This window comes from Synechococcus sp. KORDI-100 (assembly GCF_000737535.1).
In the GTDB taxonomy this organism is placed as follows: Bacteria; Cyanobacteriota; Cyanobacteriia; order PCC-6307; family Cyanobiaceae; genus Parasynechococcus.
In genome coordinates, this window is record NZ_CP006269.1 from 1,933,484 (window position 1) to 1,955,041 (window position 21,558).

Genomic DNA, 21,558 nt, shown 5'->3' on the forward strand with positions numbered 1-21,558 from the left:
GCTTAAATCACGGCGATTAAATATTCCGATGCAGGTCTCAATCATTCTTCATGACGACTTCATGAAGCCGTCATGAAGTTTCGTGAAGCAACCAGTGCCTTGATTGCTGCAGAAAGCCTGGCCAGTCGAGTCGTTCCTCCTCTGCGGCCCTGGCAACGAGAAGAGGTGCCTGTTGTTTCAGCAGCTGCAGATCCGGCTCGGCAACCCCCGCATTGATCGCCAGCCAATCCGCCATCGAACGACCCACCACACGGGTGAGGTAGGCAGCGCTCAGGGCCTGCATCGCTCCAGCCACCAGCCAGCTGCCGCTGTCGATCTTGGCGAGTCCCAGAAGCATCTGAGAACTCCACTCGACGACACCCTGGGCCAGAGCCGCCCGAGCCAGCTGGCCCGCTGCTTCCCGCAAAACATCAAGCTGGAGACGGCACCCCCAGAGATCGGCCATCTCACGCATCATCAACCCGTTGGCCACAGCGATGGCGAGCAGATCGAGGCTGGGAACCGGTGAAGCCAGCACGGATGTTGCGACGATCCACTGCGTGCGCTGCTGCAGGGCCTGGAAGCGGCGTCGCCGCAACTGCTCGAGATCGGCCTGCCAGCGACGGTGCAGATCCGCCAGCAAACGGCGGCGCGTCATCGTCAGGGTGGACTCGGCCGAGCCAAGACTCAATCTCAGCGGTTGCAGCGTGTCGCGCAGTTCGACATCAACGGCACTGAACAACAGGCGCTCATGCCAGCGCTGCGGCAGCTGGCTTAGCAGATCCTGCTGCAGCGGGCTGCTGAGTCCGCCCACCACGAGCCAGGCTGGTTGATCCTCTGGCACCTGATTCAGCCAGAGCAGGTCGGCAGCCATCAATGGGGCACGCAACACGTGCACCACTACATCCTGTTGGCGCAGAGCGTCCGGCCAGCATCTGGCACCATCTGTCGCAGCCAACGGATAGGCCATGGACAGCGTGAGAGGCGCTGATCCAGCCAGGGCCTGTTGCCACGACTCAACCGGGAACATCTCGGTACCCGGCACCGACACAACGGCGACCGTCTGAGGAGCGGATCGGTCCAGAACCTTCTGAAGAGCGGCCTCTCGAGCACGCGCATCGGCGCTCGATCCACCCTCGAGAGCCTCAAACTGCTCCAGAACCTCCCTGCATCGCTTGGTCCAGCCGTAGAGCGTTTCAGGTTGCTGAAACCTTGGTGGGCCCGAACCACGCCCAAGCCACCACACCGCCGCACCAATGGTCAGAAGAGAGAAGCCGCCGCCGGGAAGGTGCAGAACATCACCCAGCAGCCATTGACCGACCAGCACACCACTCCCGGCAAGCGCCACCTTTCCGATCAAGGCCGGAGACACCGGAGCAACCTGTGTCAGAAGGACCGGGAGTTTCAACGGAAAAGAAAAGGTCCGCAGACGAATCGTCTTAGCTCACTGTCGCGGATGCGACCAGCGACACAGATCAAACAGCGCAATTTTCCATACTTTGGGAAGCAGATCCGATTCGGTGCATGCAGGGGAAAGTGGCCCACAACCACGCCGGCGCACCAACAAGCCTGGATCACCGCCAGGAGGTGCGTTCCGTCCTGACGGCGGCGCTGGCCGTCAACGTCAGCATGTCTCTGCTGAAGCTGATCGTGGGTGTGATCAGTGGTTCATTGGCAGTCATTGCCGATGCCATGCACAGTGCCACCGATGCCCTGTCCAGCCTGACCGGCCTGATCACCAACACACTGTCCGATCCCAGACCGGATCGGGACCACCCCTACGGCCATCACAAATATGAAGCGATCGGTGCCCTTGGCATCGCCGGTTTCATCCTGTTCACCGCACTGGAGATCCTGTTGCGATCCGGGGAGCGCATGGTCGAGGGTCTGCCCGCGATCCGTGTTTCGGCCTCGGAACTGTTGCTGCTGTTCCTGGCGCTCGGCTTCAATCTGCTGCTGGCCGGCTACGAACACCAGCAGGGGCGTCGCCTGAACAGCACACTGCTGAAGGCGGATGCACAACATGCCGCCAGCGATGTCTGGACCACCGTCCTCGTCCTGGTCGGCATGGCCGGGACCTTTTGGTTTCAGATCAGCTGGCTTGATGTCGCCTTGGCGATTCCGATGGCCCTGCTGTTGATCCGCGTCTGCTGGCAGGTGCTGCGCAAGACGCTGCCCTGGCTGGTGGATCACATCGCCATCGCTCCAGAAGCGATCCACGCCCAGGTGATGGATGTGCCGGGGGTGCTCAACTGCCATGACATCGCCAGTCGGGGAGTTCTCGGTCAGCAGGTGTTCATCGATATGCACATGGTGGTGGAGGCCGACGATCTGACCACAGCGCACCGCATCACCGAGCATGTGGAACAGAAGCTGGATCACAGCTTTGGCCCCGTGCGATGCACGATTCACCTCGAGCCGAAGGATTACGTGGAGGAGGGAATCACCTATTCAGGAACCCATGGCTGAGCACAAGGGAAGCCCTGATCCTCTGGACGTTCTCACAGCCAGACAACGTCTCGGACTGGCTGAGATCTTCAATGAAGTGCGACTGGCATCCGGCTGGTCCTGGCAGTTGCCTGTCCTGCTTCAGGAGCGCAGCTGGCTGAGGCTGATGCGGATCAATCTCAGGGATCTCAGCCGCCATCTGCCGCCTGACGGACGCGAGGACGCTCCTGAGCTCAGCCGCTTTCGGGCGCTGCTGGAGCAGGGGTTTGACCCACTACAGGCCCAGCAGCGTTGCTGGGCTGAGTTCGGCATGGAGGACTGTCATCGGGCACTTCGTCGCTTCTGGGAAGGGAACGAGAGCATCAGGGACGGATGGACCCTGAGCCGCTATCTCGATCTGGTGAGCCACTACCGACACCGGATCGACCATGGCGAGACTGTGCTGCCGCTGCTCGTGCTGGCTCAACAGGGGAGTCGCGAAGGCCACCGCTTACACTGGGTCACGGACAGCTCACCGACGATGCGCCACACTTGCGCCTGATTCGGGCCGCAGGCCATGAGTGATTCCTACAGCAGCGATTCCCAACAGGGGAATCAGGGTGAAGGTGGCCGAGAGGGCTATCGCGGAGAAGGGGGGCGCGGCGGTCAGCGCGGCGGACGCCCCGGAGGCCGTGAGGGTGGCGGATTCCGCATTCGCCTGAGCGACAACGAGATGCGCTCCGCACGAGCGCTTCAAGAGGCCTTCCAACTCCGCTCCACAGTCGCCGTTCTCGGGTTTGCTCTGAGAACCCTCGGCCAGATGCTGGAGGACGGTCAGCTGGATGAGCTGGTGCAGCAGCAGCGATCCCAGGCCCCCAGAGGTGGACGGCGAGACGGCGGCGGCGGGCGGGGCCGACGTCAAGATAATGAACGTTCCGGCGGCGGCGGGCGTGGATCCAGGCCTGATCCGTTTGCAAGGCCCTCAAAACCACAGCCGGCGGAACCCGAACCCGAACCGGCGGAATCCGAGATCGCCGATGCTTCTGCGGAGGAGACGCCTGCTTCAGAAGACACAGCGGCAGCCGATCAGATCACTGGTGAAGAGGCACAGTCAGACGAGGACACCAAGTCAGCTGAGGCCTGAACCATGACGCGCCCCCGGGTTCTCTCCGGCGTCCAACCCACTGGCGCCCTGCATCTGGGTAACTGGCTGGGGGCGATCCGCAACTGGGTTGAGTTGCAAAACAGCCACGACACGTTTGTCTGCGTGGTGGATCTGCATGCGATCACCGTTCCCCACGACCCAGCCAGGCTTGCTGGGGACACACGAACCACCGCAGCGCTTTATCTGGCCTGTGGCATGGATCCCGACCGTTGTTCAGTGTTCGTCCAGAGCGAGGTATCGGCCCACAGCGAACTGTGCTGGCTGCTGAATTGCGTCACGCCCCTGAACTGGCTTGAGCGCATGATCCAGTTCAAGGAAAAGGCGATGAAGCAGGGCGACAACGTCTCGGTCGGCCTGCTCGACTATCCCGTGCTCATGGCGGCAGACATTCTTCTGTACGACGCAGATCTGGTGCCGGTTGGTGAAGACCAGAAACAGCACCTCGAACTGGCTCGCGACATCGCACAGCAGCGCATCAATGCTCGTTTCGGCCGTGAGGACCAGCCTGTTCTCAAAGTCCCTGAGCCTCTGATTCTCAAGGAGGGAGCTCGGGTGATGAGCCTGACCGATGGCCGAAGCAAGATGAGCAAGAGCGATCCCAATGAAGGAAGCCGCATCACCCTTCTGGATCCGCCTGATGTCATCAACAAAAAGATCAAGCGGGCGAAGACGGACCCACAGCGGGGTCTGGAGTTCGGGAACCCCGATCGCCCTGAAACAGACAACCTGCTGGGGCTTTACGCCATCCTCAGCGGGTGCGGCCGCGACGCCGCCGCTGAGGAATGCTCCGGGATGGGATGGGGTCAGTTCAAGCCGCTGCTGGCTGAAGCGACCGTGGCGGCGCTGGATCCGATCCAGCAGCGTCACCGTGAACTGATGGCCGATCCAGCGGAGCTCGACCGTGTGCTCGCCAGCGGCCGGGAGCGCGCCGAAACCGTGGCGCAAGCCACCCTCGAACGCGTGCGTTCCGCGATGGGGTTCGCCCCGCGAACCTGATCAGGACACCAAAGGCACATAAGGCTGCCTAATCAGTCAACCCGACTCAATCGCCCGGGATCAGGCGATCGGAAAGGCCGTTGAGACTTGTTGCGGCAGGGCGAGTCCCGCGAGTCTCATGGCGAAGACCGCCCTGCGTACACATACTCAGCCTGGAACGTCAACCCCATAGTGACCGCTCTCGCCATTGGTGGTTCCGGTCGATCAGGTTGTCGCTCACTTTTAAAACCACTGCGTGCATCTGCTCTCCAGAGGCCTGAGGACAAAAGCTCTTTCGTGGACATCCCAGCGGCTTGCCGTTGTGGCCTGCCTTGTTCTCTGCGCAGGTGTTGCCCCCCTTGCTGAAGCAACTGCCGATAACGATCGTCCCAAGGCACGCAACCTGGTGGACCGCGTCATGCTCGCCAATGTCAGTGAGGAGGGTCGCTATGAACTCACTCCGGAACGTCGCGCCCTGCTGAACACAATCCGCTACGCGGAAGGCACCTGGAAGGATGGGGAGGACAAGGGATACAAGGTTCTCTACGGCGGTGGTGAGTTCGATGACCTGTCGCGTCATCCCGAGCGCATTGTCGTGAAGCGCTACGCCAGTGCTGCTGCGGGTGCCTACCAGTTTCTGCCCTCCACCTGGGCCGGAGTGGCCAAGGAACTGAAGCTGAAGACGTTCGAACCAAAGCATCAGGATCAGGCAGCGCTTCACCTTGCCGAGCGCAGAGGAGCACTTGAGGAGATTGATCGCAAGGGCCTGACGACCGAAGCCATGGCTCGCCTGGCTCCGGAGTGGGCGTCCTTTCCAATGCCTTCAGGAGAAAGCGCCTACGGACAGCCCGTGAAGTCTCACAGCGATCTGGCGAGTTTCTACAACGACAATCTGGAAAGACTTCGCACTCAGCTCGGAACCTGACGTCTCAATGCTCGACCGACCCAAGTCGGGCAGCAAGACTCCACACCTCAGTGACGAGGCCGTGCCAGGGCGTCATCGCGTCCATCGACACCGCCATCGGCTGCGATGCGGCTGACACGAGAGCGCGGGTGGCTGCAATGGCCTGCCTGCCCTCCAGCAGGCGGTCAGCGAGCCTCTGCTGGTCGTCGCTGGCCATCACGCGGGTTGGGCAGCGCGCGAGCAGTTCCTCCCCGCGGTTGAACCAGTGTTCGAAGTCATCCAGCAGGGAGTCCAGGAGCGACGACATCAGCTCCTCTGCATCCGACGAGGCATTGGGGATGGGCTGTCCGGAGGACATGAAGAGGCCGCTGAACTCACGCCCATAGGATGGCGGGCCCCGAGCAGGAACCGGTGAGCAGCGCGGCCGCAACCCCCACAGCACCCGTCGCTCTTCCCAAGACCAGCGAAAGCGATCAGCTTCTGAAGATCCGTCACTCGATGAGCCACGTGATGGCCATGGCGGTTCAGACGCTCTTCCCCAAGGCCCAGGTGACCATCGGTCCCTGGACCGAATCCGGTTTCTACTACGACTTCGACAATCCAGACCCCTTCACCGAAGCCGACCTGAAGGCCATCAAAAAGGAGATGGGCAAGATCATCGGTCGCCGCCTTCCCCTCGAGCGCATCGAGGTGAGCCGTGAGGAAGCCGCAACGAAGATCAAGGCGCAGAACGAGCCCTACAAGCTTGAAATCCTGGATGGGCTGTCGGAACCCATCACCCTCTACACCCTCGGGGATCAGTGGTGGGATCTGTGCGCCGGGCCGCATGTGGAAAACACGAAAGAGCTCAATCCGAAGGCCTTCGAACTGGAGAGCGTCGCTGGGGCCTACTGGCGCGGTGATGAGAACCGTGCGCAGCTGCAACGGATTTATGGAACCGCCTGGGAGACCCCCGAGCAGCTGGCCGAACACAAACGCCGCAAGCAGGAAGCCTTACGCCGGGATCACCGACGCATCGGCAAGGATCTCGACCTCTTCTCGATCGAGGATGAAGCCGGCGCTGGCCTTGTGTTCTGGCATCCGCGCGGGGCGCGTCTGCGTCTCCTCATCGAAGACTTCTGGCGCCAGGCTCACTTCGAGGGCGGTTACGACCTGCTCTACACCCCACATGTGGCCGACATCAGCCTGTGGAAAACTTCAGGTCATCTGGACTTCTACCAGGAGTCGATGTTCGGACCGATGCAGGTGGACGAACGTGAATATCAGCTCAAACCGATGAACTGTCCGTTTCACGTGCTCACTTACGCGAGCAAATTGCGCAGCTACAGAGAGCTGCCGATCCGCTGGGCTGAGCTCGGCACGGTGTATCGCTACGAGCGCCCTGGAGTGATGCATGGGCTGATGCGGGTGCGTGGATTCACCCAGGACGATGCCCATGTGTTCTGCCTCCCTCATCAGATCAGTGATGAGATTCTCCGCATCCTCGATCTCACAGAACGCATCCTCTCCACCTTCGACTTCAGTACCTACGAAATCAATCTCTCAACCAGGCCTGAGAAATCGATCGGGGAAGACGCCGTCTGGGATCTGGCCACAAAGGGGTTGGTCGAAGCGCTCGAACGCAAGGGTTGGTCCTACAAGATCGACGAAGGCGGCGGCGCGTTCTACGGCCCCAAGATCGACCTGAAGATCGAGGATGCGATCGGACGGATGTGGCAGTGCTCCACAATCCAGCTGGACTTCACCCTCCCCGAACGCTTCGATCTCGAGTACGTGGCCGTGGACGGGTCGCGGCAGCGTCCGATCATGATCCACAGGGCGATCTTCGGCTCGCTGGAACGATTTTTCGGGATCATGACCGAGAACTACGCCGGTGATTTCCCCTTCTGGCTGGCCCCTGAGCAGATTCGGCTTCTGCCGGTCACCGACGAGGTTCAGCCCTACGCAGAGCGTCTCCTGCAGCAACTCACAGATGTTGGCGTCCGCGCCACGATCGATCGCAGCGGTGAACGCCTCGGCAAATTGATCCGCATCGGTGAACAGATGAAAATTCCGGTGCTTGGCGTGATCGGAGCCAAGGAGTCGGAACAGCAGTCGGTCAGTCTTCGCAGCCGCCGGGATGGGGACCTCGGCATGGTCACAGCAAGCCGACTCGTGGAAGCGTCAGGACGAGCCGGGCGGGAGCGGCTTTCCGGACTGGAGCTGGATCCAGCGTGATGCCCAGGCCGAACAACCTCGCTGATCTTGTGCATTGGCGCGAGGCACCAACGCTTGAGGACGACCTTGCTGATCGCCTGCGCCGGGAGCTTGCCACCGCCATGGCGGAGGCCGAATGGTTCACCATCGGGGTGATGGCCCCGTCGTCCGGCGCTGCTCTGGAGGCTCTGAGGCGTCTTGAAACCCAACAGGGGTGGAACCCCATGCAGGTGGTGCAGACCACCGAAGAAGCAGGGCCGGTGTTTCTCAAAGCCAACCAGATCAATGGTTCGATTCGCATCCGAATCGAGCATGGGCTCGGGCAGGGGATCCTGATCAGCGGTCATCGTCATGAAACACCCGACGATCAGGCCGGCATGGTCAACACCTGGGGGCCGCTACCGCTTGATTTTTTCTGATTCCGATGCCCTGAACAACATCAGCCGTTGCCGAGTTGTGTTGCGAGCCGCAGCCTGAGGAAAGACGGATTCTCGGAACCCGCATGGCCGGCACCACCCTTCTCGCAGGCGACATGGGAGGAACCAAGACCCTCCTGGCGCTTTACGGGTTGAACAACGGTCGCCTGACGACCCTCCATCAGGAGAAGTTCAAGTCCAGTGAATGGAGCTCTCTGGAGCCGATGCTTCAGGCCTTCATCAGCCAACGACCTGCCGAGATCCCGGCCCCTGATCACGGTTGCATCGCAGTGGCAGGCCCCGTCCGGAACAGGACAGCGAAGATCACGAATCTCCCCTGGCAGCTGAAGGAGGAGGACCTGGCGGCGGCGGCCGGCACGCAGCGGCTTGAACTGGTCAACGATTTCGGCGTGCTGATCTATGGGCTTCCTCATTTCGACGCGGAACAACAGGTGGTGCTCCAGGACGGACACCGGGATCAGGGGCCGGTGGCGATTCTCGGAGCCGGAACCGGACTGGGCATGGCCCGGGGAATGCACACGGATCGAGGTCTGATCTCCCTGTCCTGTGAGGGTGGACACCGTGAATTCGCTGCCCGAACCGAGAAGGAATGGCAGCTGGCCTGTTGGCTGAAGCGTGATCTCGGCCTTGATCGACTGTCGGTGGAGCGGATCGTGAGTGGGACAGGCCTGGGGCACGTGGCCCATTGGCTTCTCAATCAACCCCATGCCCAGAACCACCCACTGCGAGAGATGGCGACCTCATGGCGGAGCAACACAGCCGATGACTTCCCGGCCCAGGTGAGCCGTGCCGCGTCCGACGGTGACGATCTCATGCACCATGCCCAGGAGCTCTGGCTTTCGGCCTACGGCGCTGCAGCCGGCGATGTGGCCTTGCATGAACTCTGCAGCGGCGGGCTCTGGATCGGAGGGGGCACAGCAGCCAAACAGTTGGCGGGACTGCGCTCAGACACCTTCCTGACCCCGCTGCGAGAGAAGGGGCGCTTCAAGGAGTTCATGGGCAGCCTGAACGTCACCGCCGTCATCGATCCACTGGCAGGACTGTTCAGCGCCGGCTGCCGGGCACGGATGCTTGCGGAGCCAGGTGAGACACTGACCTGAACGGATCGCATGGGATGTCGCAGCCGCGCATCGGGCAGAAAGTGGTGGTGGATGTTCCCGCGACCACCGCCAATCTGGGGCCCGGTTTCGACTGTCTCGGTGCGGCACTCGATCTGAACAACCGCTTCGCGATGCGACGGATCGAAGGCAATGGTGAGCGGTTTGAACTCATCATTGAGGGAACGGAGGGAAGTCATCTGCGCGGAGGGCCTGACAACCTCGTGTACAGAGCTGCCCAGCGGGTCTGGAAAGCAGCAGGACTCGAACCGGTTGCCCTGGAGGCCAGGGTTCGCCTGGCCGTTCCTCCGGCCCGCGGTCTTGGCAGCAGCGCGACCGCCATCGTGGCGGGACTGATAGGCGCGAACGCCCTGGTGGGAGACCCTCTCAGCAAAGAAAAGCTTCTTGAGCTGGCGATTGACATCGAGGGACACCCGGACAACGTGGTCCCCTCGCTGCTGGGAGGCTTGTGCATGACCGCCAAGGCCGCGTCCCAGCGCTGGCGCGTTGTGCGCTGTGAGTGGACGTCAGCGATCAAGGCTGTCGTTGCGATTCCGTCGATCCGCCTCAGCACGAGTGAAGCGCGCCGTGCCATGCCCAAAGCGATCCCGCTCAGTGATGCCGTGGTGAATCTCGGAGCCCTGACCCTCTTGCTGCAGGGACTGCGGACAGGCAATGGCGATCTGATCGCTGATGGAATGCACGATCGCCTGCACGAGCCCTATCGCTGGCGACTGATCAAGGGAGGTGATCAGGTGAAGTCCTCCGCCCTCGAGGCCGGTGCCTGGGGCTGCGCGATCAGTGGAGCTGGTCCGAGCATCATTGCCCTGTGTTCAGAGGACAAGGGGAAAGCCGTCAGCGCGGCGATGGTGCGCGCATGGGAAGCTGCTGGTGTGGCCAGTCGGGCGCCGGTTCTGGATCTGCAGACTTCAGGCAGCCACTGGCAACCTGCCGATGATGGGTAGATCTACCCAAAAAGGGCCAATGGAGCTGTTAGGTTTGTTCACGATTGAGGTCAGGGAATGGACGCAGAACTGCCGTTGTTGGCCGCGTCCCAGGCCAGCTTTCCGTGGTTATCCCTGATTGTTCTCCTTCCAGCGGTCGGCGCGATGCTGATGCCGCTTCTGCCGGGAGACGAAAGCAAACCGTCGCCACTGCCTCGCAACCTCGCCCTCGGCGTGCTGTTGGTCGACCTGCTGCTGATGGTCGCGGTCTTCGCCACACGCTTTGATCCCTCCCAGTCGGGACTGCAGCTGGTGGAGCGCGTCAGCTGGCTCCCCGTGATTGGTCTTGAGTGGTCCCTGGCCGCTGATGGCCTGTCAGCCCCGCTGGTTGTCCTCAGCGGCCTCGTCACCCTGCTGTCCGTCGCTGCAAGCTGGTCGGTCACCAGTAAATCCCGCCTGTATTTCGCCCTGCTGCTCGTGCAGGCATCCGCCCAGGGACTTGTGTTTCTGTCCCAGGACTTTCTGCTGTTCTTCCTGGCCTGGGAACTCGAACTGGTGCCGGTGTACCTGCTGATCGCGATCTGGGGCGGTCAGAACAGGCAGTACGCCGCCACCAAGTTCATCCTTTACACAGCCCTGGCCTCGCTGCTGATCCTGATCAGTGGCCTGGCCCTTGCTCTCTCCGGCGATCAGTTCACGCTCAATCTGGGGGAACTCGCGGCTCGCTCGCCAGGGGGCAGTTTTGGACTGCTCTGCTACCTGGGTTTCCTGGTTGGTTTCGGCGTGAAGCTGCCGATGTTCCCCCTCCACACCTGGCTGCCGGACGCCCATGGTGAAGCCAATGCGCCGGTCTCCATGCTGCTGGCGGGCGTGCTGCTGAAGATGGGCGGTTATGCCCTGCTGCGGTTCAACGTCCAGATGCTGCCCGATGCCCACCTTCAGCTGGCACCGGCTCTGGTGATCCTCGGCATCGTCAACATCGTCTATGGAGCACTGAATGCCTTTGCCCAGGACAACGTCAAACGTCGCATCGCCTGCAGTTCCGTGAGCCACATGGGCTTTGTCCTGCTTGGGATCGGCGCTGTCGATGCGCTTGGAGTCAGCGGCGCCATGCTGCAGATGGTGAGTCACGGCCTGATCGCCGCGGCCATGTTCTTCGTCACCGGGGTGTTCTACGAACGCACCAAGACCCTGTCGATTCCCAACATGGGAGGCCTGGCCAAAGCTCTGCCGATCACCTTCGCTTTCTTTCTGGCCAGCTCCCTCGCCTCCCTGGCACTGCCTGGCATGAGCGGCTTCATCAGCGAGATCACCGTTTTCCTTGGCATCACAAGCCAGGAAGGGTTCACATCCCTGTTCCGGTCGATCAGCGTTCTTCTCGCAGCGATCGGCCTGGTGCTGACGCCCATCTACCTATTGTCCATGTGCCGGCGTGTGTTTTTCGGGCCGAGGATCCCAGCTCTTGCCGTCATCGACGACATGCGCCCGCGTGAACTGGTGATCGGACTCACCTTGCTGGTCCCCACGCTGGTGATTGGCGTCTGGCCTCGGGTCGCGATGGATCTCTACGAGGCATCCACCGATGCCCTGGCCACACGCCTTGGAGAACACAGCCTGATGGCTCTGATCCAACGCCTTCCCCTCGGTTGATGACGATGACCACCACCTCTGCACTCCTCAAAGGATCTGGGCTGCCCCGATTCGAGTCCATCACGCCTGACCTGGTCCGCAGCGATATCCCAGTTCTGATCTCCACCCTTGAGGAGGAGTTCAGCGCACTGGAGAGCAGGCTGAGTGAGGCTCTGGCGAAGGATGAACTCCTCGACTGGCAAGCGGTGATGCCAGCCTTGCAGCGCATTGGAGAACGGCTGCGCTGGAGCTGGGGCGTGGTCTCCCACCTCAACGGTGTCTGCAACTCACCGGAGTTACGCGATGCCCACGCCAGTCAGCTCGGTGATGTCGTGCGTCTCGGCAATCGCCTTGGCCAGAGCGCTGTGCTCCACCAGGCTCTCAGCCACCTCCGCGATGCCCCCAACCAACCCCTGGATGAAACCCGCCAACGCATCCTGGCCAGCGAGCTGCTCTCGATGGATCAACGGGGCGTCGGTCTGAGTGGCGAAGAACAGCAGGCCTTCAACCGAACCAGTGAACGGCTGGCGGAACTCTCAACGGCCTTCAGCAACCATGTTCTGGATGCCACCCAGCGTTGGACGCTGAAGCTGACCGACAAGGCCCAGGTGTCCGGCCTGCCTCAACGCGCTCTCGAGGCCCTTGCCGCCGCAGCCCGAGAGGCGGGAGACGGCGAAGCCACAGCTGCTGATGGGCCCTGGCTTCTGGGCCTTGACATGCCGCGATACCTGCCCTTTCTCACCCATGCGGAGGATCGCGGTCTGCGTGAAACCATCTACCGAGCCCATGTCAGCCGTGCCAGCAGCGGCGAGCTGGACAACAGGGACCTGATCGATGAAATTCTGAGGCTGCGCATCGAGCAGGCCAGGCGTCTCGGCTATGCCCACTGGGCCGAACGCAGCCTCGCCAGCAAGATGGCTGAGGACGTGGACGCTGTTGAGGCACTGCTCGAGGAACTGCGCATTGCGGCCTACCCCGCAGCGGAACGCGAACTGGCGGATCTCAGGGACTGTGCAGCACGCCATGGAGCAGCTGAGGCCAATGACCTCGCTCCATGGGACCTGCCGTTCTGGTCCGAACGCCTCCGCAGGGAACGTTTTGATCTGGATCAGGAGGCTCTGCGGCCCTGGTTCCCGCTTCCCCAGGTGCTCCAGGGCCTGTTCGGCCTCTGTGAACGCCTCTTCGATGTCGAGATCCAGGCTGCGGACGGGGAGGCACCGATCTGGCACAAGGATGTCCGCTTCTTCCGGGTTCTGAGGCGCAACGGGCAGGCCATCGCGGCGTTTTATCTCGATCCCTTCAGTCGACCGGCCAGCAAACGGGGCGGTGCCTGGATGGATTGCTGTCTCGGCCGCAGCATCGGCAGCGATGGACACCAGGTGCTGCCTGTGGCCTATCTGATCTGCAATCAGACACCACCGGTTGGGGACACCCCCAGCCTGATGAGCTTTGAAGAAGTCGAGACCCTGTTCCACGAGTTCGGTCACGGTCTTCAGCACATGCTGACCACCGTTGACGAACCGGAAGCGGCTGGGATCAACAATGTCGAGTGGGACGCCGTCGAGCTGCCAAGTCAGTTCATGGAGAACTGGTGTCTCGATCGCGCAACCTTGATGGGCATGGCCCGCCACTGGCAGACCGGAGAACCTCTTCCGGAGGAGGAATTCAACAAACTGCAACGCAACCGCACCTTCAATGCCGGATTAGCCACCCTGCGGCAGGTGCACTTTGCCCTCACCGATCTGCGCCTCCACAGCCGCTGGACACCGGAGCTGGGCCTGACACCGGATCAGTTGCGCCGTGAGGTGGCCTGCAACACCGCGGTGATCGATCCGATCCCGGAGGATCAGTTCCTCTGCGCCTTCGGCCACATCTTCTCCGGCGGTTACTCAGCCGGGTACTACTCCTACAAATGGGCGGAAGTGCTCAGCGCCGATGCCTTCGCAGCGTTTGAGGAAGCTGGCCTGGACAACGAGGACCAGGTTCGGGCCACGGGTGCACGGTTCCGGGACACGGTGCTGAGCCTTGGCGGCAGTCGCGCACCGGCTGAGGTGTTCGCTGCCTTCCGTGGTCGCCAGGCCAGTAGCGAGGCGCTGATCCGCCACTCCGGATTGGTTGCCGCGGCCTAGTCCTCGGCGAGGTGCTCCCGAAAGACGCCTAAGGCCCTGGGGTGGGACATCAGCTGCTGGTGCGTCAAGACGTCAATCACCTGCTGATCCCCACAGGGAAGCATGGCTGTCCAATACGGGCACACCATCAGATCCCAATGGCAGAAATAACTGCGACAGTCCAGCCGTTCCAGGGTCTGGGAGCTGCGGCTGAGATCCCGCAGCAGGGCACTCCCCACTTTCATGTCCGCTGCACCGGCCAGCAACGCCCGTGGAATCGGTTGAGCGGCAAGGGTTCCATGCTGAGGACTTCCAACACTGAAAAATCGGCGCGTGCGCTGGGCCCCGTTCAGTTCCTGCAACCAGATGCGGCCCACCACGCCACCCATCGAGAATCCAAGCAGATCAATCACCTCATCCGCAGCGAACCGTGCTCGGATCTCGCGATCGAGATCACGAGCCAGCTGGCGCAACGGCACGGCTCCCAGGCGATGGGGCAGGTGGGGAGCAAGCAGTGGCCGTTCAGGATCATCCAGGGTCTGGATCAACCGCCGGAACAGGCGCGGGGTGTCCCAGAGCCCATGTACTAACACAAGTGCGCGACTCATGAATCAGCATGGGTTGGAGGCTGATGTCGGAAGCGTTCGACAGACACCACGCCGCTGAATCCAGGCACCGGTGCCGCACATTTGCTCAGTTCCACGCGCATCGGAACGGGTCCGTAAAGCGACTCCAGGCGATTCAGAACCTGCTCACTGAAGTGCTCGATCGTGAGGCAGCGGATCGACCGCGAAAGCTGCTGCAGATCTCGGATCGCCAGGCTGTAGTCGGCGCTGAAGGCGAGATCATCATCGGCAGCGGATTGACTGAGATCCAGCCAGAGGCTCAGATCCAGTCGGAACCACTGGCCATCGCGCCGTTCATGGTCCAGGACCCCAACGTGAGCCCAAAGCCGTAGATCTCGCACATGGATCGCATCCATGACGGTCAGAGCGGCAGATCGCGATGGCTGAACTGGCGCGTTCCAGCGGCGTAATCAGCGGCGATGTGGCCATCACCGCGCAGGCGATAGCGGTAGGTGACCAGTCCCTCCAGACCGACGGGACCGCGGGGCGGCAGGGTCTGGGTGCTGATGCCCACCTCCGCTCCGAAGCCGTAGCGGAAGCCATCGGCAAAACGGGTCGAACAGTTCAGGTACACCCCTGAACTGTCGACGGCGGACGTGAAGCGATCAGCCACCGCCGAATCGCCGGTGACGATGGCGTCGGTGTGGCGCGAGCCGTAGCGGCGGATGTGATCAAGGGCGACGTCCAGATCGGAGACCACCCGCACCGCAAGGATCAGATCGAGATATTCCGTCTGCCAGTCCTCCTCCGTGGCAGCTTCCGCAACACCAATGCTCTGACTGGCCGCATCCCCACGCAGGCTGACTCCGGCCTGCGCAAACGCCGGGATCGCTGCCGAGAGGAAGGCCTTGGCGACCGACTCGTGCACCAGCAAGGTCTCAATGGCGTTGCAGGCAGCCGGGTACTGGGTCTTGCTGTCGATGGCCACCCGTACGGCCTGCCCCACATCAGCGGCAGCATCCACGTAGAGATGGCAGATGCCATCGGCATGGCCAAGCACCGGAATGCGGGTGTTGTCCTGAATGAAGCGCACCAGCTCGTTGCTGCCGCGGGGAATGATCAGATCCACCAGGCCATCCAGCCGCAACAGGGCGAGGCTCTCCTGACGTGTGGTGAGCAATGCCAACGCGTTAGGGGACACCTCGCTGCGGCTGAGCCCTTGTTGAAGGGCCTGCATCACCGCTTCATTGGTGCAACGGGCCTCACTGCCTCCTTTCAGAATGGCGCCATTGCCGGATCGGATCGCCAGGGAAGCGATCTGCATCACCGCATCCGGGCGTGCCTCAAAGATCACCCCCACAACCCCGAGCGGCACCGTGAGCCGCTCCAGCACCAGGCCCTCATCCAGTTCTCGGTGCAACTGCCGACTGCCCAAGGGGTCTGGCAGAGCAGCCACCTTCCGCACACCTTCGATCGCTCCGGCCAGCTTGGTTTCGTTGAGCTTCAGCCGAGCCATCAACGCTGGGGCAAGACCCTCAGCAGCTGAGCGATCCAGATCCTCCCGATTGGCTGCAACAATCGCCTCCGCAGCTTCGGCCAATGCATCGGCCATGGCGTTGAGGGCCTGAGCACGTTGGAGATCCGAGGTCTGCCCGAGGGACACCGCCGCCATGCGGACGGCTCCAGCCCTCTGCAACAGTTCCGCCGAAGGCTCTGGGACGGACGACATGGCTGTGATGCGAATCAGTCATGCGTCATCATCCCGCCCAGCCTTTGCAGAGCGAGTTTGGCCGCTCCCAGCCGACCGGCTCCATTGCCGAGAGCACAGGCCTCGATCCTCAAACCTTCCCGGGAGACCGCCTGCACCCGACGCTCCACCTCACGGCGGACCGCAGGCAGGAAATGATGAGCGGCTCCGGCCAGTCCTCCCCCCAGCAAGACCAACTGAGGGGTGAACAGATAAACAAGCGAGCTCACGCCCACGCCCAGCTGACGGCCGTACTGATCCCAGGTTTGGATCGCTTCGGACTGGCCGGCGTCCGCTGCCTCACTCAGCTCGCGCGGTTCCCGGTCGCAGAGTCGGCGCAGGGCGGTGATGCTGGCGTATTGCTCGAGAGAGCCTCGATTGCCGCTGTTGCACGGCGGCCCCGCTGGATCCACCCCAATCAGTCCAGGCTCAGCAGCGGCACCGTTGTGACCGGTGAACAAGGCTCCATTGATCAGAACGCCGCCTCCGACCCCAGTGCCAAGGGTCAGCAGCACCACATCTTCAAATCCCTTGGCCGCTCCACGCCAGGCCTCTCCAACCACGGCGCAGTTGCCGTCGTTGGCCAGGGTGACGCGCCGCTGCAGACGGGGTTCGAGCCATTCCGCAAGAGGAACCTCCTCCCAGCCAGGGAGATTGATGCAGACCCTGGCCACCCTGGCCTGGGCATCCATGGGCCCCGGCAAACCGACACCAACCGACGCGGCCTGTCGGCCAGGATCGAGCTCCGCGACTGCTTCGCAGAGGGCCATCGTGACGGCCCCCGGCACGGCCGGTTGGGGAGTGGGCCGCTCCAGTTGCGCCAGCAGCTCACCCTCCGCCGTGAAACGGGCCAACTTGATCGCCGTGCCGCCGAGATCGATCCCGATGACCTGATCCATGCTCAGAAGCGGAAGAAGAGCCGCAGCTGGGTCTGCCAGGTCCCATCGGTATCGATCGAACCAGAGAGCGTCGTATTGGGATTCACCTGATATGTCACCGAAGCCTGAGGTGGAACATCGGAATTGTCTGGTGCGGCCAGGACGGAGAAATCGAATCGGTCGCTAACATCAAGTCCGGCTTCAGTGACGATCGTGAAGGTTGGCGGCACACGGCCGGATTTGCGCTCCTCCTCGGATTTCACCGACGGGGTGACGTACGTGGGATACAGAGCGACATGCAGCCGTTCCCCCATCACATCGGAGAGGGTGCCCAGAACCGGTGACAGGAGGGTCTGACCGAGCACGGTGGCAAGGGCCGCACCTGCACTGCCTCCAGCGAGACCAGCCAGGGAGTTTCCACCAATTAAGGACAGCAACTGCGACTGGGACATCGGAGGTGAGCTGCGCAGCTCGAGATTGCCCAGCAGCCGGTTGGCAGGGCCGGAAGCCTGCACCGTCACCTTCACCAGACGCAGCTGTCCACCCGCCAACCCAAGGCTTCCCTGACCGTTGGTTTCGAAGATGTTGGAGGTGGTGCCACTGGCCGCATTCGCCTGGACCGAATCAGACACCCGCGACTTCATGGCGATGTCGACGTAGGGCACGAGGCCGAGCGAGGGGGTGAAGACGGCCACGTTCGGAGCGCTTGGATCCAGACGGAACGTGGTGGAGAACAAGCTGATACGCCCTCGGTTGAGACGGATCAAACCGCGGGCCTGGAGAGAGTCGTCCAAAGGACCATTCAGCAGCAGCTGACCACCGCCGCGGAAGTTCACAAATGGCGGCATCCGAACCGCCAGATCCGGTCCCAGCTTGAGGCGCAGGTTCCGGAACTGCACAGCCGGGAGATCCGGCATGAACGCCTTGAGCTGCCGGGAGGGCTTCGGCGTGGTCCCTGGACCGAACAGCACAAGAGGCTCCTTGAAATCCCAGTTCTCCTCGATCAATGAATCCAGAGATACGGGTTTGACAGGGGAGCGCACCAAACCGGAGCTCATCGAGCGGCCAGAGCCCGTATCGGACTGCGATCCGGTGATCGTGCCGCGGACCCGCGTCAGCAGGCTCTGACGCGGGCGGATCACACCATGGTTGAGAGACAGGTCTCCACTGAGAATAGGCGCCCGCAGCGAGCCATCCACCGTGACCCGGCCCGCCGCCGTCACTTCGACAATCGACTGACGAATGCGTCCGTTGGTCAGCTCGATCGAGAGTGGCTTGTCTTCCTGACGGGACTCCAGCAAGCCAATGGCGCCGGAGGCTTTGAGGGTTCCTCCCTCAGCCAGCTCAGCAGCAAGTGTCTGGACCTCCACTCGATTGAAGTCGAAGAAGATCGACGCATTGAGCTTGCGGATCTCCTGATCGGCGATCACGACATCTCCGTTGCGCATCACGAGGAAGCCGTTGGCTTCGGGGTCCTCCAGCGTTCCTCGCAGGATCAGGCGCAGATCGATGTCGCCGCGTTTGACGTCAACCGAGTTCCCAGCCAGAGGGGTCAGAACATCGAGGGCGTCCCCATGGCTTTCAATCTCCAGATCCAGGGAGTCGCTGCCGCCGAGTGGCACGGTGCCAAGGACCGTGATCGGTTCCTTGGTGTTCTTGCCCCGGAGCGCCAGATCCATGCTGATGCCGTCGGGTCCATAAGTCAAAGCGCGACGGTCAAGGATCAGTGGCGTTCCGCCAAGTGAGGCGTCTTCAAAGGCGAGAGCCGATTCGATCGATGGCCCCTCAGCATCAAAGCGGTAACGCCCCGTGAGACCGACGGCGCCCTTCAGGGCTGCCGGAACGGGAGCGAACAACGCCATCAAGGAGAACGGCAGGTGCAGCAGGGTGAATTCACCTTCTCCACCACTGATCGGGCCCCGAAGTACCGCGACAACGGGCTCCATCTGAAGAGCCCGATCCTGATCCTCGTCGTTGAGCCAGAGATGACCCTGGGCCTGCAGATCCAGCTCGAGCGCTGAAGGGCGTGGACCGTTGAGGGTCATGACCGCATCGATCCGGCCATGCAGATCCTGCGGATCGAAACCCTTCTGAGGATTCTCTTCCGCATACGCCTGCAGGGCCTGTTTCGAGAGGGACAACGCCTTCAGCTGGCCGTCAATGCTGCCGCCGAAGGTATCGATGACAAAGCTCCCCAGATCCTGAGCGCTGCCTGGATCCTTCCCATCCAGGGGATCCTGGCCCCGCAACTGACGCGCCAGGTTGATCAGCCAGGGAACGCTCAATCCTGAGACCTCAGCACGACTGCGGAGTGCGCCCTGGAGGACACCATCGGCTGAAACGTGGACCTCACCATCCGCTGGGTTGAGCGTCCCCTCAAGCCGGAAACGCTCATCGGCGAGACGCCCCTCCAGCGTTAGCGTGTCGAGGGGGACTCCCATGGTCGCCAGCTCCTCGATGCGGGCGGCACCGCTGAACGCCAGTGGAGCGAAGGCCACGCGACCCTCACCGCTCAGGTCACCGGATACACCCTGAAAACGCTGCTGCGGGGGAAGGGCCAGCTGGAGCCCATCCATAACGAAGCGATCCGCCTGCCAGCTGTAGTCGCGGTCGCTGCCAACCATCGAGAGTCGACCCTCACCACGCTGAAGCTTGAGCTGGGTCGGCCAGAAGTCAGCGGCGAGCTGAGCTCGCAGCTCGCCGCTGACCTGGCCGGGAGCCTTTGAAGCCAGATCAAGCGTCGCTCCCCGTCCGATCACACCACGCAGATGACCTCGCCAGGTCTCAGGCACCTGAAGCGATCCCACCCTGGGTTCACGCAGCATCAGTGCCAGGTCTGGCCGCAGAGCCTGCAGGGGTCCGCTGACACTGCCGCGGGCCGAGAGTGCTCCCGCCATCGGGACCTTCAACAGTGGTGTGAGGCGACTGAGATCGATATCGCGAAGGTTGAGACCGGCCTGCAGGTCTCCGACCTGGACACCATCGGGATCAAGGCTGAGCGGCAGCCGACCCTCGGCCTGGAGGGCGAGGCTGTTGAACCGTTCGAGAACGGCAAGACCACTGGCCCTGGACCAGCTGGCTTTGAGATCCCAGTGATCCAGGAAGGGGTTAGCTGCCTGTGAAAGCTGCAGTTCGAGAGCAGGTTCAGTCAACGTGCCCTGGGAGAGCAGCATGCCCTCAATCGGACCGTTCATTCCGAGGGCCTGGGGCATTCCGGGAAGCGAGCGCCAACTCAAGGGCTCAGCTCTCAGCTCCGTACTGCGAAGACGCAACGCCGGAAACACCTCTCCTTGAAGCGCAAGTTGCAGACCCGGAGCCTTCAGCTGCAGGGAATCAACACGGGCAAGCGGTTGCTGACGATCGGTCCAGGGTGTCGTCAACTGGCCATTCAGGGTGATCGGCCCATTCACAGGACTGTTCTCAGGCAGCTGAACCAAGCCTTCAACACGCCAGCGCGGTTGCCCCCAGGGACCATCCATCTGCAGGTCCAGCCGATCGTTTCGCCTGGCGTTCCGGACATCAAACCTGAGGTCGAAGGAGCGATTCAGAGCAACGGACCCAGAAGCCTCAGCGGACCAGTCGCCGTAACGCAGCTGACCGCCCTGCAACGTCAGGATTTCGTCCTTGCAGGACACTCCCAGACGTTTTGAGCGCAACGGTTCGGAGCGCTTGTCGCGACGGACCTGAACGTTCTGAAACTGAACATTGCCGCGGCAGCCGATCCGTCCCTTCTGGAGTTGCAACCGCAGAGCACCATCCAGACGCCCCTGAACATCAGCGTTGGCCTGCTGGGAGAGGACCCTGACCAGACGGTTCAGTTTCAGGTCCTTCAAGCTGGTCCGCAGCAGCAGCTGCGGTTGATCCCAGCGCCCGCTGGCCTGCAGGGCGACGGATCCTCCCTGGTCAAGCCACTGCAGACGGGTTGAAGAACTGAACCAGCTGTCGGCCAGCTCGACTGCACCACGACCTGAAAGACGAAAGGCCTCCCCCACGGGGGAGAGATTGATCTGGGCGGGCTGCAGGAGGCGAACATTCAGTCGGATCCGCGGCAGTTTCTGAGATCCCTTCGCGGCCCCAGGAGTCCAGTAACGCCCCTGGGCATCCCTGCGCAGATCAAGGCGAACGCCGCGCACATCAAGCGCCAGAACCGGCTGCCAGTTGCGCAGGCTGGCCAGGGGATCCAGGCGAATCTCCAGTTGGTCGAGAGATCCCGTCGATCGATCCTTCGCCGTCGGCAGGATTTTGGAGGGACCGATGGCCAGCCCCCAGGAACGCAGGCCCTCGTAAGCGCCGATCTGAACTGGATGGCCGAGGGGACCGGACAGGGAACGTTCCAGCTCCGGTCGCAGCCGGTTCACCAGATCCGAAGCACCCCGATCAACGGCCAGGAAGCCGATCGCTAGACCACCCACCAGAAGAGCGCTGCTGGCGAGGGCGATTCCGGCTCGTGGAATCCGCCGCGTTTCTCCCATGAACCGCGACGTTGTCCCCCGAAGTGCGCGCAAT

General features: G+C 62.4%; 18 protein-coding genes. 11 read left to right on the forward strand and 7 right to left on the reverse strand.

Features of this window, described 5'->3' with window-relative positions; translation table 11 throughout:
• Positions 1 to 70: 70 nt before the first annotated feature.
• Positions 71 to 1,387, reverse strand: a complete 1,317-nt coding sequence (locus KR100_RS09925) for a YcjF family protein (RefSeq protein WP_038545381.1) — start codon at positions 1,385 to 1,387, stop codon at positions 71 to 73.
• A 116-nt stretch (positions 1,388 to 1,503) separates the two neighbouring features.
• On the opposite strand from KR100_RS09925, the gene KR100_RS09930 reads away from it, so the two are divergent.
• From KR100_RS09930 to KR100_RS09950, 5 genes are all read left to right on the forward strand, one after another.
• The gene (locus KR100_RS09930) at positions 1,504 to 2,448 is read left to right on the forward strand and encodes a cation diffusion facilitator family transporter (RefSeq protein ID WP_051847456.1); all 945 of its coding nucleotides are present in this window, start codon (positions 1,504 to 1,506) and stop codon (positions 2,446 to 2,448) included.
• Entirely contained in the window at positions 2,441 to 2,968 is a 528-nt protein-coding gene (locus KR100_RS09935) for a hypothetical protein (RefSeq protein ID WP_038545384.1), read from the forward strand. Before KR100_RS09930 ends, KR100_RS09935 begins: the two co-directional genes overlap by 8 nt.
• A 15-nt stretch (positions 2,969 to 2,983) precedes the next feature.
• On the forward strand, positions 2,984 to 3,550 hold the full coding sequence (locus KR100_RS09940) for a hypothetical protein (RefSeq protein ID WP_038545388.1): 567 nt from the start codon (positions 2,984 to 2,986) through the stop codon (positions 3,548 to 3,550).
• A gap of 3 nt (positions 3,551 to 3,553) precedes the next feature.
• Positions 3,554 to 4,567 (forward strand): tryptophan--tRNA ligase, encoded by a 1,014-nt coding sequence (gene trpS / locus KR100_RS09945; protein WP_038545391.1) that lies wholly within the window; start codon positions 3,554 to 3,556, stop codon positions 4,565 to 4,567.
• A 241-nt stretch (positions 4,568 to 4,808) separates the two neighbouring features.
• A complete protein-coding gene (locus KR100_RS09950; RefSeq protein ID WP_156098166.1) occupies positions 4,809 to 5,471 on the forward strand; it encodes a glycoside hydrolase family 104 protein in 663 nt (220 codons plus the stop codon).
• Positions 5,472 to 5,475: 4 nt separating this feature from the next.
• Here the strand turns inward: KR100_RS09950 and KR100_RS09955 are convergent, their stop codons facing one another.
• Positions 5,476 to 5,808, reverse strand: coding sequence for a DUF2605 family protein (locus KR100_RS09955; RefSeq protein WP_038545393.1), 333 nt, complete (start codon positions 5,806 to 5,808; stop codon positions 5,476 to 5,478).
• A 29-nt stretch (positions 5,809 to 5,837) separates the two neighbouring features.
• Here KR100_RS09955 and thrS point away from each other — a divergent pair, with 29 nt between their 5' ends.
• From thrS to KR100_RS09985, 6 genes are all read left to right on the forward strand, one after another.
• Positions 5,838 to 7,667 carry a threonine--tRNA ligase gene (gene thrS / locus KR100_RS09960; protein ID WP_038545398.1) on the forward strand — a complete coding sequence of 610 codons (1,830 nt, stop codon included), beginning with the start codon at positions 5,838 to 5,840 and terminating at the stop codon, positions 7,665 to 7,667.
• Positions 7,667 to 8,065: a DUF1824 family protein gene (locus KR100_RS09965; protein WP_038545401.1), complete on the forward strand. Its 399-nt coding sequence runs from the start codon at positions 7,667 to 7,669 to the stop codon at positions 8,063 to 8,065. The genes thrS and KR100_RS09965 overlap by 1 nt, the downstream gene beginning before the upstream one ends.
• 83 nt (positions 8,066 to 8,148) lie before the next feature.
• On the forward strand, positions 8,149 to 9,183 hold the full coding sequence (locus KR100_RS09970; protein ID WP_038548568.1) for a glucokinase: 1,035 nt from the start codon (positions 8,149 to 8,151) through the stop codon (positions 9,181 to 9,183).
• A 14-nt stretch (positions 9,184 to 9,197) separates the two neighbouring features.
• The gene (thrB, locus tag KR100_RS09975) at positions 9,198 to 10,145 is read left to right on the forward strand and encodes a homoserine kinase (protein ID WP_038545405.1); all 948 of its coding nucleotides are present in this window, start codon (positions 9,198 to 9,200) and stop codon (positions 10,143 to 10,145) included.
• 57 nt (positions 10,146 to 10,202) lie between these two features.
• Positions 10,203 to 11,774 (forward strand): NAD(P)H-quinone oxidoreductase subunit 4, encoded by a 1,572-nt coding sequence (locus KR100_RS09980; protein WP_038545408.1) that lies wholly within the window; start codon positions 10,203 to 10,205, stop codon positions 11,772 to 11,774.
• A gap of 5 nt (positions 11,775 to 11,779) precedes the next feature.
• Entirely contained in the window at positions 11,780 to 13,882 is a 2,103-nt protein-coding gene (locus KR100_RS09985) for a M3 family metallopeptidase (RefSeq protein ID WP_038548572.1), read from the forward strand.
• On the opposite strand, the gene KR100_RS09990 is transcribed toward KR100_RS09985, so the two are convergent.
• Genes KR100_RS09990 through KR100_RS10010 form a run of 5 tightly spaced genes read right to left on the reverse strand, consistent with a single transcriptional unit; the run spans position 13,879 to position 21,557 of the window.
• Positions 13,879 to 14,469: a triacylglycerol lipase gene (locus tag KR100_RS09990; RefSeq protein WP_038545411.1), complete on the reverse strand. Its 591-nt coding sequence runs from the start codon at positions 14,467 to 14,469 to the stop codon at positions 13,879 to 13,881. The genes KR100_RS09985 and KR100_RS09990 overlap by 4 nt on opposite strands.
• Entirely contained in the window at positions 14,466 to 14,843 is a 378-nt protein-coding gene (locus tag KR100_RS09995; RefSeq protein ID WP_038545414.1) for a dihydroneopterin aldolase, read from the reverse strand. Before KR100_RS09995 ends, KR100_RS09990 begins: the two co-directional genes overlap by 4 nt.
• Positions 14,844 to 14,848: 5 nt before the next feature.
• Positions 14,849 to 16,156, reverse strand: coding sequence for a glutamate-5-semialdehyde dehydrogenase (locus KR100_RS10000; RefSeq protein WP_038545417.1), 1,308 nt, complete (start codon positions 16,154 to 16,156; stop codon positions 14,849 to 14,851).
• Between the two features lie 14 nt (positions 16,157 to 16,170).
• Positions 16,171 to 17,073, reverse strand: coding sequence for an ROK family protein (locus KR100_RS10005; protein WP_038545422.1), 903 nt, complete (start codon positions 17,071 to 17,073; stop codon positions 16,171 to 16,173).
• A 2-nt stretch (positions 17,074 to 17,075) separates the two neighbouring features.
• Positions 17,076 to 21,557: a translocation/assembly module TamB domain-containing protein gene (locus KR100_RS10010; protein WP_162176514.1), complete on the reverse strand. Its 4,482-nt coding sequence runs from the start codon at positions 21,555 to 21,557 to the stop codon at positions 17,076 to 17,078.
• Position 21,558: the final 1 nt, after the last annotated feature.

Bases quoted from the DNA above. Each gene is read 5' to 3' on its own strand.
- KR100_RS09930 (WP_051847456.1), top strand. From the start codon at position 1,504: ATGCAGGGGAAAGTGGCCCACAACCACGCCGGCGCACCAACAAGCCTG.
- KR100_RS09935 (WP_038545384.1), top strand. From the start codon at position 2,441: ATGGCTGAGCACAAGGGAAGCCCTGATCCTCTGGACGTTCTCACAGCC.
- KR100_RS09940 (WP_038545388.1), top strand. From the start codon at position 2,984: ATGAGTGATTCCTACAGCAGCGATTCCCAACAGGGGAATCAGGGTGAA.
- trpS (WP_038545391.1), top strand. From the start codon at position 3,554: ATGACGCGCCCCCGGGTTCTCTCCGGCGTCCAACCCACTGGCGCCCTG.
- KR100_RS09955 (WP_038545393.1), bottom strand. From the start codon at position 5,808: ATGTCCTCCGGACAGCCCATCCCCAATGCCTCGTCGGATGCAGAGGAG.
- thrS (WP_038545398.1), top strand. From the start codon at position 5,838: ATGGCGGGCCCCGAGCAGGAACCGGTGAGCAGCGCGGCCGCAACCCCC.
- KR100_RS09965 (WP_038545401.1), top strand. From the start codon at position 7,667: ATGCCCAGGCCGAACAACCTCGCTGATCTTGTGCATTGGCGCGAGGCA.
- KR100_RS09970 (WP_038548568.1), top strand. From the start codon at position 8,149: ATGGCCGGCACCACCCTTCTCGCAGGCGACATGGGAGGAACCAAGACC.
- thrB (WP_038545405.1), top strand. From the start codon at position 9,198: ATGTCGCAGCCGCGCATCGGGCAGAAAGTGGTGGTGGATGTTCCCGCG.
- KR100_RS09980 (WP_038545408.1), top strand. From the start codon at position 10,203: ATGGACGCAGAACTGCCGTTGTTGGCCGCGTCCCAGGCCAGCTTTCCG.
- KR100_RS09985 (WP_038548572.1), top strand. From the start codon at position 11,780: ATGACCACCACCTCTGCACTCCTCAAAGGATCTGGGCTGCCCCGATTC.
- KR100_RS09990 (WP_038545411.1), bottom strand. From the start codon at position 14,469: ATGAGTCGCGCACTTGTGTTAGTACATGGGCTCTGGGACACCCCGCGC.
- KR100_RS09995 (WP_038545414.1), bottom strand. From the start codon at position 14,843: ATGGATGCGATCCATGTGCGAGATCTACGGCTTTGGGCTCACGTTGGG.
- KR100_RS10000 (WP_038545417.1), bottom strand. From the start codon at position 16,156: ATGTCGTCCGTCCCAGAGCCTTCGGCGGAACTGTTGCAGAGGGCTGGA.
- KR100_RS10005 (WP_038545422.1), bottom strand. From the start codon at position 17,073: ATGGATCAGGTCATCGGGATCGATCTCGGCGGCACGGCGATCAAGTTG.